14 protein-coding genes, 1 tRNA gene, 2 pseudogenes and 1 other annotated feature are annotated in these 16,394 nt (G+C 62.2%); of the genes and pseudogenes, 10 read left to right on the top strand and 7 right to left on the bottom strand.

Annotated features, from left to right (window positions below):
* Positions 1-27: 27 nt before the first annotated feature.
* Complete coding sequence (locus tag K3551_RS06685) at positions 28-1,377, top strand: short-chain fatty acid transporter (protein WP_259918693.1); 1,350 nt, start codon at positions 28-30, stop codon at positions 1,375-1,377.
* Between the two features lie 92 nt (positions 1,378-1,469).
* Here K3551_RS06685 and K3551_RS06680 read toward each other — a convergent pair whose 3' ends face one another.
* Positions 1,470-2,855 carry an FAD-binding oxidoreductase gene (locus K3551_RS06680; RefSeq protein ID WP_259918692.1) on the bottom strand — a complete coding sequence of 462 codons (1,386 nt, stop codon included), beginning with the start codon at positions 2,853-2,855 and terminating at the stop codon, positions 1,470-1,472.
* Positions 2,856-2,956: 101 nt separating this feature from the next.
* Here K3551_RS06680 and K3551_RS06675 point away from each other — a divergent pair.
* A tRNA-Met gene (locus K3551_RS06675) sits at positions 2,957-3,033 on the top strand.
* A gap of 69 nt (positions 3,034-3,102) precedes the next feature.
* On the opposite strand, the pseudogene K3551_RS06670 reads toward K3551_RS06675, so the two are convergent.
* The 4 genes and pseudogenes from K3551_RS06670 to K3551_RS06655 all read right to left on the bottom strand — a co-directional run bounded on the left by K3551_RS06670 (position 3,103) and on the right by K3551_RS06655 (position 5,994).
* Positions 3,103-4,085 (bottom strand): annotated as a pseudogene (locus K3551_RS06670) (IS5 family transposase).
* A gap of 3 nt (positions 4,086-4,088) precedes the next feature.
* The gene (locus K3551_RS06665) at positions 4,089-4,352 is read right to left on the bottom strand and encodes a hypothetical protein (RefSeq protein ID WP_259918691.1); all 264 of its coding nucleotides are present in this window, start codon (positions 4,350-4,352) and stop codon (positions 4,089-4,091) included.
* 40 nt (positions 4,353-4,392) lie between these two features.
* Positions 4,393-5,610 (bottom strand): annotated as a pseudogene (locus tag K3551_RS06660) (IS3 family transposase).
* Positions 5,215-5,331, bottom strand: a sequence feature (AL1L pseudoknot). Its footprint overlaps the pseudogene before it by 117 nt.
* A gap of 174 nt (positions 5,611-5,784) precedes the next feature.
* Positions 5,785-5,994: a hypothetical protein gene (locus K3551_RS06655; RefSeq protein ID WP_259918690.1), complete on the bottom strand. Its 210-nt coding sequence runs from the start codon at positions 5,992-5,994 to the stop codon at positions 5,785-5,787.
* Positions 5,995-6,175: 181 nt separating this feature from the next.
* Between K3551_RS06655 and K3551_RS06650 the strand changes: the two genes are divergently transcribed.
* Positions 6,176-6,313 carry a hypothetical protein gene (locus K3551_RS06650; RefSeq protein WP_311199798.1) on the top strand — a complete coding sequence of 46 codons (138 nt, stop codon included), beginning with the start codon at positions 6,176-6,178 and terminating at the stop codon, positions 6,311-6,313.
* A 163-nt stretch (positions 6,314-6,476) separates the two neighbouring features.
* Positions 6,477-8,423, top strand: coding sequence for a calcium-binding protein (locus K3551_RS06645; protein WP_259918689.1), 1,947 nt, complete (start codon positions 6,477-6,479; stop codon positions 8,421-8,423).
* 680 nt (positions 8,424-9,103) lie between these two features.
* Here K3551_RS06645 and K3551_RS06640 read toward each other — a convergent pair.
* Entirely contained in the window at positions 9,104-10,114 is a 1,011-nt protein-coding gene (locus tag K3551_RS06640) for a class 1 fructose-bisphosphatase (protein ID WP_259918688.1), read from the bottom strand.
* A 417-nt stretch (positions 10,115-10,531) separates the two neighbouring features.
* On the opposite strand from K3551_RS06640, the gene K3551_RS06635 reads away from it, so the two are divergent.
* The 6 genes from K3551_RS06635 (at position 10,532) to K3551_RS06610 (ending at position 14,900) form a co-directional block, all read left to right on the top strand.
* Positions 10,532-10,768, top strand: coding sequence for a hypothetical protein (locus K3551_RS06635; protein WP_259918687.1), 237 nt, complete (start codon positions 10,532-10,534; stop codon positions 10,766-10,768).
* A 69-nt stretch (positions 10,769-10,837) separates the two neighbouring features.
* Complete coding sequence (locus tag K3551_RS06630) at positions 10,838-11,848, top strand: AraC family transcriptional regulator ligand-binding domain-containing protein (protein ID WP_259918686.1); 1,011 nt, start codon at positions 10,838-10,840, stop codon at positions 11,846-11,848.
* Between the two features lie 309 nt (positions 11,849-12,157).
* Positions 12,158-12,310, top strand: coding sequence for a hypothetical protein (locus K3551_RS06625; RefSeq protein WP_259918685.1), 153 nt, complete (start codon positions 12,158-12,160; stop codon positions 12,308-12,310).
* 270 nt (positions 12,311-12,580) lie between these two features.
* Positions 12,581-13,450: a cysteine hydrolase gene (locus tag K3551_RS06620; RefSeq protein WP_259918684.1), complete on the top strand. Its 870-nt coding sequence runs from the start codon at positions 12,581-12,583 to the stop codon at positions 13,448-13,450.
* A gap of 40 nt (positions 13,451-13,490) precedes the next feature.
* Positions 13,491-13,976: a YHS domain-containing (seleno)protein gene (locus K3551_RS06615; protein WP_259918683.1), complete on the top strand. Its 486-nt coding sequence runs from the start codon at positions 13,491-13,493 to the stop codon at positions 13,974-13,976.
* Between the two features lie 267 nt (positions 13,977-14,243).
* Entirely contained in the window at positions 14,244-14,900 is a 657-nt protein-coding gene (locus tag K3551_RS06610) for an FMN-dependent NADH-azoreductase (protein WP_259918682.1), read from the top strand.
* Between the two features lie 116 nt (positions 14,901-15,016).
* On the opposite strand, the gene K3551_RS06605 is transcribed toward K3551_RS06610, so the two are convergent.
* The gene (locus K3551_RS06605) at positions 15,017-16,390 is read right to left on the bottom strand and encodes a trehalose-6-phosphate synthase (RefSeq protein ID WP_259918681.1); all 1,374 of its coding nucleotides are present in this window, start codon (positions 16,388-16,390) and stop codon (positions 15,017-15,019) included.
* Positions 16,391-16,394: the final 4 nt, after the last annotated feature.

Raw genomic sequence — 16,394 nt, 5'->3', positions numbered from 1 at the left:
GCACCGCAGCGCGCCATGGTTCGGAGCATGTCTGACAATTCCCCTTCCCCCGGATTCATCGGCCGCCTGACCGGCGCGCTTGACGCTTTCATCCAACGCTGGCTGCCGGAGCCGTTGGTGATCGTCATCCTGCTTACCTTTTTCGTCTTTGCGGCGGGAATCCTTTTCGAAGGGGCCTCGCCCGTGGCCATGATCGGCTACTTCGGGGATGGGTTCTGGAACCTGCTGACCTTCGCGATGCAGATGGCGCTGGTGCTGGTCACGGGCTTCGTCTTTGCCTCCACCCCTTTGTTCGGGCGGTTGCTGGGTGCGATTGCCCGGCGCGCGTCGACACCCGGTCAGGCGATCGTGCTGGTCACGCTGGTCTCGCTGGCGGCGAGTTTCGTGAACTGGGGCTTTGGGTTGGTGATTGGTGCGCTTTTCGCCAAACGACTTGCCCGCGAAGTGCCAGAGGTGGATTACCGCGTGTTGATCGCCGCAGGGTATTCCGGCTTTCTGATCTGGCACGCCGGCTTGTCGGGGTCGATCCCGCTGACCGCAGCCACGCCGGGCAATTTTCTGGAGGACGAAATCGGGCTGATCCCGGCGTCCGAGACGATCTTTGCCCCCTTCAACCTGATCCTGCTGGCGGTGATCGCCGTGGGTCTGCCGTTCCTGAACCGGACGATGCTGAACCACGGCGGGCGCGTGGTGCGGGCGGGCGATCTGCACCTGGAAGACGCAGATGAAGGCACCCCGCATGTCAAAGCCGACACCCCCGCCGCCCGCCTGGAAACGGCGAGATGGCTGGGCTGGGGGATCGGCGGATTCGGCCTGGCCTATATCGCACTGCAGGTGTTGACCGGTGCCTTTGCGCTGACGCTGAACACGGTGAACTTTGCGTTCCTGTTCGCCGGACTGCTGCTGCACGGGTCGGCACGCAACTTTCTGGATGCGCTGGACGCGGCGGTAAAAGGTGTGGGCGGCATCCTGATCCAGTTCCCGTTCTACGCGGGCGTCATGGGGATGATGGTCGGATCGGGGCTGGCGGCGTCGCTGACCGATCTGTTCGTAGGCGGTGCCAATGCGACGGTCCTGCCGGTGCTGGCGTTTCTGTCTGCGGGGATCGTGAATGTGCTCGTGCCCTCGGGCGGGGGGCAATGGGCGGTGCAGGGCCCCATCGTCATGCCCGCCGCCGAGGCCTTGGGCGCGGACAAGGCCCGCGTGTTGATGGCGATTGCCTGGGGCGATGCCTGGACCAACATGATCCAGCCGTTCTGGGCCTTGCCCGCCTTGGCCGTGGCGGGCCTGTCGGCGCGCGACATCATGGGGTTCTGCGTGCTGGTCCTGTTCGTGTCCGGTGCGGTTCTGATGCTTGGTCTGACCTTCCTGCCGTAGCGCGGCCGGGATGGTCGGATTTAAGTATTTTCGCCGAGAAGAAACCAGGGGTCGACGCGCCGTCGCGGGCGGCGCGTTAACCTTAACATAGGTTAAGCGTCCGGGATCACCTTGCCCGGATTCATCCGGTTGTCCGGATCGAGCGCCTGTTTGACCGCCCGCATCACGTCCAGCGCCACCGGATCCTTGCGCCGGGTCATCGTGGTCAGCTTTGACAGGCCGATGCCGTGTTCGGCACTGATCGAGCCGCCCAGGTCCACGGTCACCGCTTCGATCATCTCGCGGATGGCGTCCAGCTGTCTGTCGTCGCTGGGATAGACCGTCAGGTGCACGTTGCCGTCGCCCAGATGCGCCACGATCAGATCGTCGGCCCCGGGGTCCATCGCGTCCAGCCGGGCGCGCATGGTGTCGATGAAATCACCGACCCCATCCAGCGGCAGGGCCACGTCGTTGTCGACGATGGGCAGGCGGGTAAAGGTCACCTCGGCGGCGGATTCCCGCATTTCCCAGATATGCGCACGTTGGGCCGCGTTCTGGGCGATCATCGCATCGAGGACATCGCCCTGCTCGACGGCGCGGGCCAGGACGTTTTCCAATGTCTCGTCCAGGGGCCGGCTGAGGCCGCCCAGGTCGATCATCACGTTGTGGTCGTGAATCGCAAAGGGCTGGCGCAGGTCCGGGCGGTATTTCGACAGGGCCTGCATGTAGCCGCGCGGCATGTATTCAAAGGCCTCGACCGCACCGTCCGTCGCCTGCTGCAGGGCGCGCAAAAGACGCAGGGCGGCGGGCAGGTCAGAGACGGCGGCAAAAGCGGTGGCGTAGTGGCGCGGTGTGGGCGTCAGGCGCAGGACGGCGGCGGTGATGATGCCCAGCGTCCCTTCGCCCCCGATGAACAGGTCGCGCAGGTCGTAGCCGGAGTTGTCCTTGCGCAGCGCGCTCATCAGATCGAGGATGCGGCCATCGGCCAGCACCACTTCCAACCCCAGGCAAAGCCCGCGGGTGGACCCATACCGCACCACGTTGGAGCCGCCCGCGTTGGTCGACAGAAAGCCCCCCACCCGCGCGGACCCGCGCGCGCCAAAGGTCAGCGGGAACATCAGCCCGTGTTCTGCCACGGCGTCGTGGATGGTCGACAGAACGGCGCCCGCCTCGACCACGATGACGCCGGCCTCGGGGCGGATGTCGCGGATCGCGGTCATCCTTTCCAACGAGATCATCAAGGCCCCGGTGTTGGCCGTGCCCCCAACGAGGCCGGTGTTGCCACCCACGGGAACGATGGCCAGCCCATGTCGGGCCGCAATCCGCACGCAGGCGGCGACCTGTTCGGTGTCGGCGGGGCGCACCACCGCAACCGGGTCGGCCCGCCACTTGCCGGTCCAGTCGCGGGCAAAGCGGTCGGTTTCTGCCCCGGTCAGGACATGGGTCGCGCCAAGCAGGGCGCGCAGGTCAGAAAGCGGGTCGGTCTGAGTGGTATTCATGGGGGCCTCCGGGGGCGGAGGGTGGCATGGAGAGACCGCGAAGAAAAGCCGCGCGCGCGGGCTTGACGCCCCCCTCGGGTATGCGTATTTCGCGCGCCAGTGGCGGTGTAGCTCAGTTGGTTAGAGCAGCGGAATCATAATCCGCGTGTCCGGGGTTCAAGTCCCTGCACCGCCACCAAATACCCCCCCATCAGGCTTTGTTGCACAAATCTGGGGGTGAGCGCACTTCCCCTTTCCCCGGACGGAATTAGCCTACGGCCTCAGTAACAGGTATGCCAAGAGCGGTGTACTTGTTGAGGACGGCAACACGGATTTGGATTTCTGCGATCTGGCGGTCGAAGTCCCGCGCCATGAGGCTCTGCCCCAGCAACTTCACACAATGCATCTTGGTTTCGACACGACTTCGTCGGTGGTATCCGCTCCATCCATTGCCCGGCAGGCGCATCCGAAGGATGCTGCCGAGAGGGGTCGCCAGATTGCGCGGCCGAGGTATCGCGATGCGTTGACGGCCTCGTTGCGGGCTATGGCACCGGCGCTGCTGGGTTTCCAGGGCTTGGCGTTCTTGCGCGGAGGGATGACCGCATGGGCATTCCGGGCAGCAATCGCATCATGGCATTTGCGCGTGTCACAGGCCCCGTCGGCGGTCACTGACCCGATGGTCTGATCGGTTGGGATTTGATTGAGCAACTCTGACAGTATTGGCGCGTCACCGACATTGCTGGTGGTGATTTCGACGGCGCGAACTTCCAGCGTTTCTTCGTCGATCCTGATGTGTATCTTGCGCCAGATGCGGCGCTTTGGGCCGCCATGCTTGCGGGCGTTCCCCTCGCCTTCACCCTCAGCCTTGATGCCGGTGCTGTCGATGAGGAGGTTCAGTGGGCCGGTGCCGCCGCGAAAGGGTAGGCTCACGTCCAGGGTTCTCTGACGCCGACAAAGGGTGCTGAAATCCGGTACGGCCCAGTTCAGGCCAGCCAGCCGCAGGAGACTTTCAACGAAACCTGTGGTCTGCCGGAGCGGCATCCCAAAAAGAACTTTCATCGACAGGCAAGTCTGGATGGCCGCATCACTGAATTGCTGCTGTCGACCACGCTTACCGCTTGGCGGAGGCACCCAGATCATCCCGGGATCAAACCAGATTGAAAGCGATCCGCGTTGCCTCAGTGCGGTGTTGTACGAAGGCCAGTTCGTGGTCTTGTACTTCGTTTGCGTCCAACTGCTCACGCCCTCCATCTATCACACTGGATTCAAAAGATGAATCCCCTCAACCGATTTGCGCAACAAAGCCACCCGCCGCAAATCACGCTCCCGCATGAACCGGTCCATCAACGTCGGCAGAGCAGTGTCGCGCCAGAAGTCACCGCTCACCATGCCCGACGACATGCCCCCAGTCCGCAACTCCGGCACATGTGCTTCGTTCAGCGCCAAGATGCCTGCGCCGACCTCCCCCCGAAACGCCGCATCAATCATGTCTACGAAGGCGTTGACGGTCTCGGGCAACTGAACCGCGCCGGGTTTGCCGGAGGCTGATTTGTCTTAGTTACGCGGCCATGTTTGTTCTTTCCAGAGCTGCATAGAAGTTTGCCTCTGCTTCGGCTGGCGGAATATTCCCGATAGGCTCCAGCAAGCGTCGGTTGTTGAACCAATCGACCCATTCGAGGGTGGCATATTCGACGGCTTCAAAGCTGCGCCATGGCCCGCGTCTGTGAACGACTTCTGCTTTGAACATGATCGTCTCGACCAAGGCATTGTCATACGAGTCGCCGACGCTGCCGACCGATGGGGCAATTTTGGCTTCAGCCAGCCGTTCGGTGTACTTGATTGATAGGTATTGCGACCCGCGATCCGAGTGATGAACCAGTTGGTCTTGTGCCGGCCTGCGTTGATGAATGGCTTGTTCCAAAGCATCCAGGACAAAGCCTGCATGTGCTGTTCGGCTGGCCCGCCATCCGACGATCCTGCGTGCAAAGACGTCGATGACGAAGGCGACGTAAACAAACCCCTGCCAGGTCGCGACATAGGTGAAGTCACTGACCCACAGCAGGTTAGGTGCAGGCGCGTGGAATTGACGGTTCACGCGATCCAAAGGACACGGCAGCACCTTATCGGGGATTGTTGTCCTGGGTCTCTTGCCACGAATGACACCTTCGATCCCGATATCCTTCATCAAACGCGCGACGGTGCAGCGCGCAACGTCAAAGCCTTCTCTGCGCATCTGGTGCCAGACTTTGCGAACGCCATAGACCTTGAGGTTCTCCTCAAAGACCCGTTCAATCTCGGGCTTGAGTTGCTCATCACGCTTGGCACGATCCGACCACCGCGACGGATCGGCCTGCTTGGCCATGTTGTCGTAGAACGTCGCTGGGGCAATCGGCAGAACCCCGCAAATCGGCTCGACCCCATGATCCGCGCGGTGATCGTTGATGAAGCGGATCATTTCTTGAACGGGCGGTCGAGCTCCGCCTGAGCAAAATATGCGGAGGCTTTGCGAAGGATCTCGTTGGCCTGTTTCAACTCGCGGTTCTCGCGTTCCAACGCCTTCATCTTCTCGGCCATCTCGGTTGTGACACCCCCGCGCTGACCTGTATCAACCTCGACCTTCTTGACCCATTCGTTCAGCGTTTGCGGCGCACAGCCGATCTTCGACGATATCGACACAATCAGCCCAACGGCTCTCATGCTGCCCTGCGCCAATCAAAACCATCCGTACCGCGCGTTCGCGGACTTCTGGCGTGTACTTGTTTGTTGTCTGGTTCATCGTGCTCCATCCTACTCATGAGTTGGAGCCTCCGGCAAACCCGGTGCGGTTCAAACAGCGTGTCATCGAACCGATCTCTCAGTCGCCACCACAAGACGGGGTCGCCGCGATACCCCCAGTTCTTCGGGGCGAGCTGGAAGAGGTCGCACACACGCTTGGTCGATTGGTCACGCGTCATTTCCACTCGAGGCCTTCTTCTACTGCCATCTTCGCTGCGTTCACGAAGTCTCGCTCGTCGTCCGTCAGGACACGCCAGAACTTCGACACCGACGCGATGGTCGTCAGCACCGCGATTACGTCCTCCGCTGACTGAAGATGGTCACCTGCTTTCAACTGCGTTTCCAACGTGTCCAGACGCGTCTGGGTCTTCTCCCGTACGTTCATGTACTCTCCTGATGTGGGGGATAGTCACGAGCACGCATAGACGGCAGGTCCAGGTTGACAACCAGTTTTGAGAAATTTTCAAATTTGAAAACTCCCGGTAACCATCTGTAACAAAGCGTATCTTAGGCTGTTCAGATTAGATTTTAGCTCTGCGAAGATATGAAGAGCCTATCTCCAGGGCATGGATGCGGTCCTCTGGACGCGGCGGTCCTGCAGGTGGTTCGGCGACAACGAGGTGCGGCTGCAACTGCACGCGCTGGCCTGCTATCTGGTGACCTTCCTAAGCGGCATCGAACTGCCCGAGGTCATGGCCGATTGATCGCTGACCAATTTGCGACCGGCACATCGCTGTGCGGGCTGTTTGGGCGGCACCAAGCGCTACCCGGTCCGTCTTGACGTAGCTCAATGTTGCCATCGAACACAACTTATATAGCGCATGTGACAGCTTATCGTCCTCCGTGAACGGTTTTAAGGAGAAGCCCATGCCGAGCCATGCAATCATTCCCGCCGGAATAGGAACCCAGATCAACACTTTTGCAACCGGACATCAGGACTATCCTGCGGTCGCGGCGTTGAGCAACGGCGGTTTTGTCATTGCCTGGCAATCCGAAGATCAGGATGCGGAAAACCCCAACGGATATGCCTATGACGGGATCATCGCCCAGCGATACAACGGTCAGGGGCAGCCTTTGGCACCGGAATTCGTGGCCAACACAACCGATCTGTACAACAACACGCAGCCCAACGTGACCGGGCTAGCCGATGGCGGTTATGCGGTCAGCTGGACCAACTACAACACCGTCCGGATCCAGTTGTTTGACGCCGATGACGATCCGGTCGGCGAAATGTTCAGTATGATTTACAACACCCACTACTCGAAACTGGCAACGTTGATAGATGGCAGCATCGTCAGTGCCGCGACGTGGTCGTGGGACGGATCGCAAGCGGGTGTTGTCGTCCAGCAACTTTCGGCGACGGGCATCAGTCTGGGCCCGGATTTCCGCGTCAACACCACGACCACCAACAATCAGGACTATCCCGATATCGCGGCCCTTAGCGACGGTGGCTATGTGGTGGTCTGGCAGTCCGATGGCCAGGACGGCTTTGTGCGGCGGGATATCTTTGGCCAGCGCTACAACAACCTGTCCGAACGTGTGGGGGGGGAATTTCACGTCAACACCTTTAGCGATATGAATCAGGGATTGCCATCTGTCACCGGGCTTACGGGCGGTGGTTTCGTCGTGGCGTGGATGTCTTTTGGCCACGGCGACGATACCGACGCTAACGGCATTTGGGCGCAACGCTTTGACGCGGACGGCCTCGCGCTGGGGGGCGAGTTCCTGGTCAATACGATCACCGTTGGGGATCAGCATAATGTTCAGCTTTCCGCGCTGCCCGATGGCGGCTTTCAGGCGACGTGGGAAACCTATCACGCCACCCAGCTTGGCGATATCGCGACCCAACGTTTTGACGCGACCGGTACGCCGGTCGGCACGGAACAAGTGGTCAATACCTTTGTAGAGGATTGGCAGCGCTCGCCGGCTATGGCCACCAGCACACAAGGCGGTGTGGCAATCGCCTGGACAATGGGAGACAATAATGGCTTGATTGGCGATCACAACGGCAAGGGCGTTTTCGGCCAGTTCTTTTCAGTTCCCGTTGCAGGCACTGTTGGGGACGATGTGTGGACCGGCACCGATGCCGACGAAAGTTATGTCGGGTCTGACGGCAACGACACCATCGCGGGGGGCGGCGGCAATGACGACCTGTCCGGCGACGGCGGCAACGACCGGCTGAGCGGCGACGCCGGCAACGATACACTTCGTGGTGGCGACGGCAACGACACTCTGATCGGCGGCATCGGCAACGATCTGCTCGTGGGAGGAGACACGGACTCCGACCTGCGCGACGTGATCTACGGCGGTGACGGCGACGACAACATCGACGGCGGCTTCGGCAATGATGAACTGCGAGGGGATGCAGGGAACGACAACATAGCAGGCGGGTTCGGGACCGATACGGTGATAGGTGGCACCGGCGACGACACCTTGACCGGCAGCGCGTTCGGGGACCTGATCGTCGGTGGCGACGGGTTCGATTTCATCAATGGCGGGTTCGGGTCGGATCGGGTCAATGGCGGTGCAGACGCGGATCGCTTCTTCCATCTCGGCATTCGGGATCACGGCAGCGACTGGATCCAGGACTACAGCTTTGCCGAGGGCGACGTGCTGCAGTTTGGCGGCAGTGCAACTATTGACCAGTTCCAGGTGAACCAGGCCAACACAGCCAACGCAGGCGCAGCGGGCGTCGACGAGGCCTTCGTGATCTTCAAACCCTCCGGCCAGATCCTTTGGGCATTGGTCGACGGCATGGGCAACGACGAGATCACGCTGCGGATCGCGGGACAGGACTTCGACCTCTTGGCCTAAGAGCGCTTTTATTGGGTGAGCGTTGAGCTGTGGCGACCCTCTTCGTCATCGATGTCCTTGGGTCTGAGCACGGTTCGAGCACAACGTGGAAGCATGCACACGCTCTCGACCAACGGATACTGATCCCGCTCAGATCACAAAACATCCTGTTATCAGTCCGTTACAAAAGTTAGACACCGATTTAGACAAACGGTCGTAACATACTGTTATGCCATACTGTCCGCGTCATCATAATCCGCGTGTCCGGGGTTCAAGTCCCTGCACCGCCACCATCATGCCCCTATTGCTTGCGTGGATCTTATCCGGTTTGAGGCGTCCGCTAGTGTCTCGGCAATTCGTTGGGGGCGGCGGGGTGACGTGACCCGCGTCTCCTAGATTGGTCGCTGCTTAGACGGACGCGAGGATCTGCACGCGGGCCGTTGCGGACGGGCCCTGTCAGCGACGCTCACCCTGAATAGTCCTCGTCCGTGGCTCTCCGAGGGACGGGCCGATCTGCGGTCCGCATGAAGACGAACAGACCGTTCTTCCCATGGCGCCCCCATAGGATGCCCTCGTCGGGCCCCCACCATGGAGGGGGTTTCCTGCGGCGGTTGCGCGCCTTTACCCGCAGGGGCATCGAGAACAAGAATTCGCGACGCCCCTGAAGCTGAACGCGGCCTGAGACGCCTGGTCAGGTGGTGCTATTGCGCCTCCTGATAATAGCGATTGATCCGCCGCACCTCATCCGAAGACCCCATGACCACAGCCACCCGCTGATGGTGCGACTGTGGCGGCAGGTCGAGAATACGATCCGTTCCGGTCGAGGCCATGCCACCCGCCTGTTCGACCACCATCCCCAGGGGGTTTGCCTCGTACATCAGGCGAAGTTTCCCGCCCATCGACGCATTTTCGCGGTCCACCGGGTAGATGAAGACGCCACCGCGCGTCAGGATGCGGTGGATGTCGGCCACCATCGACGCGGTCCAGCGCATATTGTGGCTTTGCGCGCGTGGGCCGTTTTCGCCGCTGAGGCATTCATCCACATAGCGCCGCATCGATGCGTCCCAATGGTGATAGCGCGAAGCGTTGATGGCAAATTCCCGCGTGGTTTCAGGGATGCGCATGTCCGGAAACGTCAGGCGAAACTCGCCCGTGCCCTGCTGGTGCGTGAAACCGTCGACCCCGCTTCCGGTTGTGATGACCAGCGACGTGGAGGGTCCGTAGATCGCGTAGCCCGCGCAGATCTGTCGGCTTCCCTTTTGAAGGACCGCTTCGTCCGATGTCCGCTCCAGCGCGTCTTCCAGCGCGACCACCGAAAAGATCGAACCGACCGATAGGTTCACATCCAGGTTGGAGGAACCGTCGAGAGGATCGAAGTAAACCAGATAGTCCCCTGCGGCCGGCCGATCCTTGAGCCAGATGATCTCATCCACCTCCTCCGAGACAAGCGCCGCCACCCGCCCGCAGTTGGAGCAGTGTTTGACGAAGACTTCGTTGGCGATCACATCGAGCTGCTTTTGCGTCTCGCCCTGCACGTTGACGTCCTTGGTCGCGCCAAGCGTGCCCGCGAAAGCGCCGCTGCGGATCCGGTGGGAAATGATCCGACAGGCTGTGGCGATATCCTCCAGCAAGAATATCAGATCCTTGTCCGTCCCATGCGCCCGCCGGTTGTTCAGCAGGAACTGCCGGAAAGTTACTTGTGCTTCGCTCATGTCTGATTTGATCCCTTCAATTGCGCCCGCGCTGCATCCTAGCATGGCACGTTGGCCTGCGTGGCACCCGTGTGACCGTCCCCAGCCGGGTCGTCGGGGCGGCACGGGGCCTGTCCCGATACCGCAACCGGCAATCCCGGCCTGGAACCGTTCCGCAAACTGACCGGTCCGACGCCACCGAACGCATAGGTCGGCGTGCCTTTGGGAACAACCGTCTTGATCGCTGACAGTCCGACCGGGCCAACCCGGCGGGCGGGCAGGAACGTCAGCGCTGTGCTCTGGTCGCCGGGTTCACCTTTGCGGTGCGGTCTTGCGTGGTCAACGTCTTGGCCGCCCAGCGATCTCGCCTGAGGTACCGGACGGCTGTGCCTCGACACACTTTCCAATACCCTGTGCCGCAGCAAAGGTGGTCTGAGGATGGGCGACAAACCGGGACCGGTCCTGTCGCCTGAAAGGTGTCGCCGGTCCCTGTGGACCGCGCGCGGCACCGTCAGCCAGATGATCGGCCACGACCGTTCCAGCCCGCAGCGCGTCCCGGTGGGCCTGACCGATCCTGACCGCGGGGGGAAACCCGTGGCCCTGCGGGAGCGGATCGCCCTTCCCGAAAGCGCGCCTGAGACGACAGCGACGCGCGCGTGCGGATTGAGCGGCTGACAGATCCGACAGGATTTCAGACGAGCTGGAAAAACTGGCACCCTGACCGCTTTCGGCTTACGTTTGCCCATGCCGAGTGTGATCGCTGCCTTTGCAAAAACCATGGCCCAGGCCGCGGGCATGTCCCTGAGCGACGACGGGGACCTCGTGTCCGATGGTGTTGTCCTGCGGAGCCTGCCGCAATCGTCTGACAGTCGTATTTCGGACAGCGATTATTTCGAGCTGCTGGATTGGATCCGCCTTCGCTACGAGGACGATATCGGCCTGATGGAGGCCTATGCGCGGAAAATCCGGGTTGATGACATCGGCATTCTTGGATTGGCGGTCAAGACGTCTCCGACATTGCGATGCTCGCTGGAACGGGTTGCGCGCTATTGGCGCGTTGTCACCGACACAGCCATCTATCGCCTGGACGAAACGCGGGATCCCGCGCTCTTCGCCTTCGAGGCGCGGACAGATCATCATCCGGTGTTGACCTTGCGCACTGAAATCGCCCTTGCCGGGTTCGCCCACAACATGCGTCTGTTCGTCCAAGGCGAATTGGTTCTCGACCATGTCTCGTTCCGGCATGCCTGCCGCAGTGATCCAGACCGCTATGCCGCGCTTTTCAACTGCCCTGTACACTTCGAGGCAGATCATGACGCCATAGCCTTGCCGCCCGCGACGCTCGATCTGCCGAACCTGCTGGGGGACCGGGCGGTGTCCGACTTTCTGACTGCGCACCTCGAAACGGAAATCGGCTCGCTCAGGGATGACACCTCGCTCAGGGCGACGCTTTTGCGTCACCTCACACCGGCGCTCAGCAATGGCGTGCCGCAGGCAGCGGAGACCGCGCGCGCGTTGGGGATGAGCGAACGCACGCTCTACCGTCGTCTTGCCGCAGAGGGGCTGACGTTTCGCGATGTGCTGACCGAAGCGCAGTCTTCGCTCGCGCAGGATCTTCTCAGGGACAGCACCAGCTCGGTCGCGGAAATCGCCTTTCTGACCGGTTTCTCGGAGCAGAGCACGTTCAGCAGGGCCTTCAAGCGGTGGGTCGGCCAGGCCCCTGCCCAGTTCAGGCAACAACGTCCGAACCGGTAAAACCCGCAGCCCCCCTCGATCAGGCTGGACGGGTTGAACAACCGACGGTCCTCACGCCACCCACGTGCCCGCCCTGATCAAGCGCCGCGAAACCTGCGCGTTGAAAACGGTCAAGCCCTTTGAACCCGGGTCTGCCGCCAGCCAACATTGGCAGGTTCGGCCATCTGCCTGGCAGGTCTGGCCGATACCGCAGGACGCCCGGTCATCTAGCGTCATCTCAGCACACACAGGAAGGTTCGGATGCTGCAACGCGACCCGAAAGCCCGTCCTGCCAACCGAGAGACCAAGACTATGAGAATGAAAAGCAAGATGACACGGACCGCGGCAAAGCGGCACGACGCCCCCCAGATTTCGAAACCCTCGGTTCCTTCGGTCACCGGTGACATGGCCCAGCTTGTTCTGGCCGCCATCGCCGCCGCCCTGATGACCGGCATCCTGACGTTTCCGTTCACCATGCGGTGAAAGGTGTTCGCGCGCCTCCTGCCGGTAATCCGCGCCTCAGGCACCGATTGCGCCCAGCCGAACCCGGCGCGCGGCACCCTCTGACCTAAAGCGTCACGGATCGCGCCCCTTACGCCGGGGCGCGAGGTCCTCCGCAACGACACCTGCCTGCCCCGCGCGCCCTTCGGCTGCGCGCAGATGACATGTGCCCAAACGACGAGGCACGACCCTGTTCCCCCGACAGCACACCGTCCGGCGCGCTGTCATCACACCCCAGAAAGGAGTCCCGAAATGGACAACGATCACACCCACCACAATGACCGCGCCTGCGGCTGCGACGTCACCCCCGAACGGGTCGACATGGCACGACGGCGCCTGATGGCCGGCGCAGCCGGGGCCGCCGCTGCGGGCGGCGTCGCCGTTTCAGGTGCCGCCGCGATGGCCGCGACGCCCCAGGCACGCGCGACCTATGCCGACCCCGCCGAGCCGGGCCTGCCGCAAGTCGATATGGAAATCGCGCCGGGCCGCACCGCGCTTGTCGTCACCGACCCTCAGATCGATTTCCTGTCCGAAGATGGCGTCACCTGGGGCGTCGTTGGCGAAAGCGTGACCGAACAGGGCACCGTCGATAACATCGAGCGTCTTTTCGCTGCGGCCAAGGCTGCGGACATGCCGGTCTTCATCTCGCCGCACTACTACTATCCACACGATCACCGGTGGGACTTCGAAGGCACCCTCGAAAAGACCATGCACGGCATCGGCATGTTCGATCGCCCCGGCCCGCTGAACCTTGAGGGTTTTGACGGCTCCGGCGCCGACTGGATGCCGCAGTACAAGAAATACATCGAAGACGGAGAGACCGTCATCTGCTCACCCCACAAGGTCTACAGCCCGGCCCAGAACGATCTGAACCTGCAATTGCGCAAGCGCGGGATCGACAAGGTCATCCTGGCAGGCATGTCCGCCAACCTCTGCACCCAGGCGCATCTCTACGAACTTCTGGAGCTCGGGTTCGAGGTCGCCGTGGTGCGCGACGCGACCGCCGGCGCGAAGGTGCCCGAAGGCGACGGCTACCTGGCCGCGATCATCAACTTCCGCATGGTCGCAAACGGCGTCTGGTGGACCGACGACGCCGTCGAGCGCATCGCCCGAGGGGCCTGACCCCTCCCCCCTGATCTCATACCCTGAAAGGAACAGACCCATGAAATCCCTTCTCACCCTTTCCGCACTTGCCCTTGTTGCTGTGCTTGCCTGCGGCTCGTCCGCGATGGCCGCCGACGAATACAATGTCTCGAACGGCCTGACGCTTGCGGGCAATCCGCTGGGCCTGCACGGCGTCGATCCGGTGTCGATGTTCGACGGCCCGGTGCCGCAGATCGGCGATGCCGCTTACAGCACGGCCCATGACGGCGTGGACTACTACTTTGCCACCGCAGAGGCTCAGCAGCTCTTCGAGGCGGATCCAGCAGGTTACCTTCCGCAGTTCGGAGGGTTCTGCGCCTTCGGCGTCTACGTCGGCAAGAAACTCGACGGAGACGTTCGCTTTGCCGACATCGTGGACGGCAAGCTCTATCTTTTCGTCAACGCCGCGATCTTCGAAAAGTATAAGGAAAACAGTGCCGAGGTGATTGAGGTGGCCAATGAAACCTGGCCCGGCATCCTGTCGACCTCCATCGACGATCTCTGATCCGGGGGCTCAGCAGCCCGGTCCGGGTCCCGATCTTTGGGGCCCGGAACGCCCGCTGCTACCGGACGCGCCAAGGCGTCAGTCACATCGCGGACGACCCGCGCCCCGACACTGGCGCGTCCATTGGCCAGCATCATCGCTTGTCCGTGATGCGGCCCGAACCACGCAACCCTGCCCAGACCGTCTCATGCGTTTCCCGCCCACCGACGGGGCCCGATCTGACTGCGCAGAAAGGCCTTCGCGAAACCCGAAGAAAGGATCCCGCACATGACACACATCCTCAGAGTCGATGCCAGCGCCCGCACGACGCGCTCCCTCTCTCGCCGCCTTGGCGACCGGTTCATCAGCGAATGGACCCTTCGCGAACCGGACGTGGTGGTTACGACGCGGGACGTCGGAACGCGCCCGCCGCCGCTTATCTCCGAAGCATGGATCGCGGCGGTGTTCAGTGACGGCACGACCTCGGAGCAGCAGCAGATCACCAGGATCTCCGATGAGCTGATCGCCGAGGTGGTCGCAGCCGATTTTATCGTCTTCACGACGCCGATGTACAACTACGGCATGCCTGCGGCCCTGAAGGCGTGGTTCGATCAGGTCGTGCGGATCAACAAGACCTTCACCTTCGATCTCGCCCGTGGTGACCGGCCACTTCTGCCGGTTCTGAGCGGCAAGACCGTCGTCGCCTTGACCTCATGGGGTGAATTCGGTTTCGGGGCGGGCGAGCTCAACGAGGGATTGGACAATCTGGTGCCGCATTTGCGCGTCGCGTCGAAATACCTCGGCATGTCGGATTTCCACCATATCGGCATAGAGTATCAGGAATTCGGCGATCATCGGCACGAGGCATCGAAGGCCGCGGCGTCAATCGCAGTGTCCCAACTGGCGGCGCGGCTTGCGCGACCCGCCGACGGCACGCAAACCTGAGAACGGCCGCGACACGGTTTTCCGGACCAAGACGGACCGCCCCCGCCCGCAACGGGGTCGGCTGGCGGCGTCCTGTCAGCGTGTCACCCTGTCGGGCGCGGGCGGGCCGTAGCCCGTCAGACCGGGACCATGGACCCGCCGCGCAGTCGCTTCAGATACCGATCGGTCCACCATGCGACGTCCTGCTCGAACACGCTGTCGCGCAGCGAGGCGTGGCGGGCCTGACGTTCTGCCAGGGGCATGGTCAATGCCTGTTCGATGGCCTGGGCAAAGCTGCCCGCGTCGAACGGGTTGACCATCAGCGCGCTGTCCATCTGTTCCGACGCGCCGGCGAAATGGGACAGGATCAGAACGCCCGGGTCCTCGGGATCCTGGGCGGCCACGAATTCCTTCGCCACAAGGTTCATGCCATCGGCCAAGGGCGTCACCAGCGCGACGTCGGCCTTGCGATACAGCGCGGCGATCGTGTCCCGGTCGATGTGGTGGCGGATATAGCGGATCGGGGTCCAGTCGAGCGAGGCGTGTTCGCCGTTGATCGAGCCCGCCGCACGCTCCAACTCTTCGCGGATGTCCTGATAGGCGCTGACGTCTTCGCGTGAACCCGGCGCGATCTGCAGGAACGTCGGACGGATCGTCTGGTCGGCCCGGCGTTCCAGGAATTCCCCGAAGGCTTCGAACCGATGGACGAGGCCCTTGGAATAATCCAGACGGTCCACCCCGATCAATAGGGGCGCACCGGGGCGCAGCAACAGATCGGGAGCGGGCACGCGGGCCGCCGTTTCGGCAAAGCCCTTGGCGTCAATGCCAATCGGAAAGGCCTCTACGTTGAACACGCGACCGTCCCGGACCCAGGTGCCATCGTTGAGATGCTGCGCCTGACCGTCCTGTGCGACGATATCGTTGGCCGCGGCGACGTCACGTTCCGTCTGCAACCCGACCAGATCATGCGCCGCCAGCCAACCCGCCAGCATCGACGCCTCGGGCAGGGCCATGATGTCGGTGACGTTGGGAAACGGGATATGCAGGAACAGGCCGATGCGGTTCTCGACACCCAGCTTGCGCAGTTCGGAGGCGACCATCAAGAAGTGATAGTCGTGGATCCAGATCGTGTCTTCGGGCCCGATCCGATCGGCAATCACACGGGCGGCGCGCCGGTTGACCGCAGCATAGGCATCAAAGTGCCCTTCTTGAATATCCAGCAGGTCGGCACGGTGGTGAAACAGCGGCCAGAGCACGCCATTGGCGTAACCCAGATAGAAACCGTCATATTCCGTACCCGTCACCGGAAAGGTCATGCGGTCGTAATCGCCGCTGCCGATCGGGCTGAGCACCGGCTCGGCAGAATGGCTGGGATCAGCCGTGCCGATCCAGGTGCCGCCGGCACCGGTCAGGGCCTCGTGCAGGGCATAAACCAGACCGCCTGCCGGAACATCGCCTTTCGGGATGCGGTTGGACAGGACAAGAAGCTGGCCGTTGGGGCGGGGTTCCATTTTC

The sequence above is a fragment of the Jannaschia sp. M317 genome, assembly GCF_025141175.1.
GTDB lineage: Bacteria > Pseudomonadota > Alphaproteobacteria > Rhodobacterales > Rhodobacteraceae > Jannaschia.
Note: the sequence above shows the minus strand (reverse complement) of the source record. Positions and strands in the feature narration are given on the sequence as shown.

What these genes read in the sequence shown, in the direction of transcription:
- K3551_RS06620 (WP_259918684.1), top strand. Translation starts at nt 12,581, where the DNA reads ATGGACAACGATCACACCCACCACAATGACCGCGCCTGCGGCTGCGAC.
- K3551_RS06680 (WP_259918692.1), bottom strand. Translation starts at nt 2,855, where the DNA reads ATGAATACCACTCAGACCGACCCGCTTTCTGACCTGCGCGCCCTGCTT.
- K3551_RS06605 (WP_259918681.1), bottom strand. Translation starts at nt 16,390, where the DNA reads ATGGAACCCCGCCCCAACGGCCAGCTTCTTGTCCTGTCCAACCGCATC.
- K3551_RS06645 (WP_259918689.1), top strand. Translation starts at nt 6,477, where the DNA reads ATGCCGAGCCATGCAATCATTCCCGCCGGAATAGGAACCCAGATCAAC.
- K3551_RS06635 (WP_259918687.1), top strand. Translation starts at nt 10,532, where the DNA reads ATGGGCGACAAACCGGGACCGGTCCTGTCGCCTGAAAGGTGTCGCCGG.
- K3551_RS06640 (WP_259918688.1), bottom strand. Translation starts at nt 10,114, where the DNA reads ATGAGCGAAGCACAAGTAACTTTCCGGCAGTTCCTGCTGAACAACCGG.
- K3551_RS06685 (WP_259918693.1), top strand. Translation starts at nt 28, where the DNA reads ATGTCTGACAATTCCCCTTCCCCCGGATTCATCGGCCGCCTGACCGGC.
- K3551_RS06615 (WP_259918683.1), top strand. Translation starts at nt 13,491, where the DNA reads ATGAAATCCCTTCTCACCCTTTCCGCACTTGCCCTTGTTGCTGTGCTT.
- K3551_RS06610 (WP_259918682.1), top strand. Translation starts at nt 14,244, where the DNA reads ATGACACACATCCTCAGAGTCGATGCCAGCGCCCGCACGACGCGCTCC.
- K3551_RS06625 (WP_259918685.1), top strand. Translation starts at nt 12,158, where the DNA reads ATGACACGGACCGCGGCAAAGCGGCACGACGCCCCCCAGATTTCGAAA.
- K3551_RS06655 (WP_259918690.1), bottom strand. Translation starts at nt 5,994, where the DNA reads ATGAACGTACGGGAGAAGACCCAGACGCGTCTGGACACGTTGGAAACG.
- K3551_RS06650 (WP_311199798.1), top strand. Translation starts at nt 6,176, where the DNA reads ATGGATGCGGTCCTCTGGACGCGGCGGTCCTGCAGGTGGTTCGGCGAC.
- K3551_RS06630 (WP_259918686.1), top strand. Translation starts at nt 10,838, where the DNA reads ATGCCGAGTGTGATCGCTGCCTTTGCAAAAACCATGGCCCAGGCCGCG.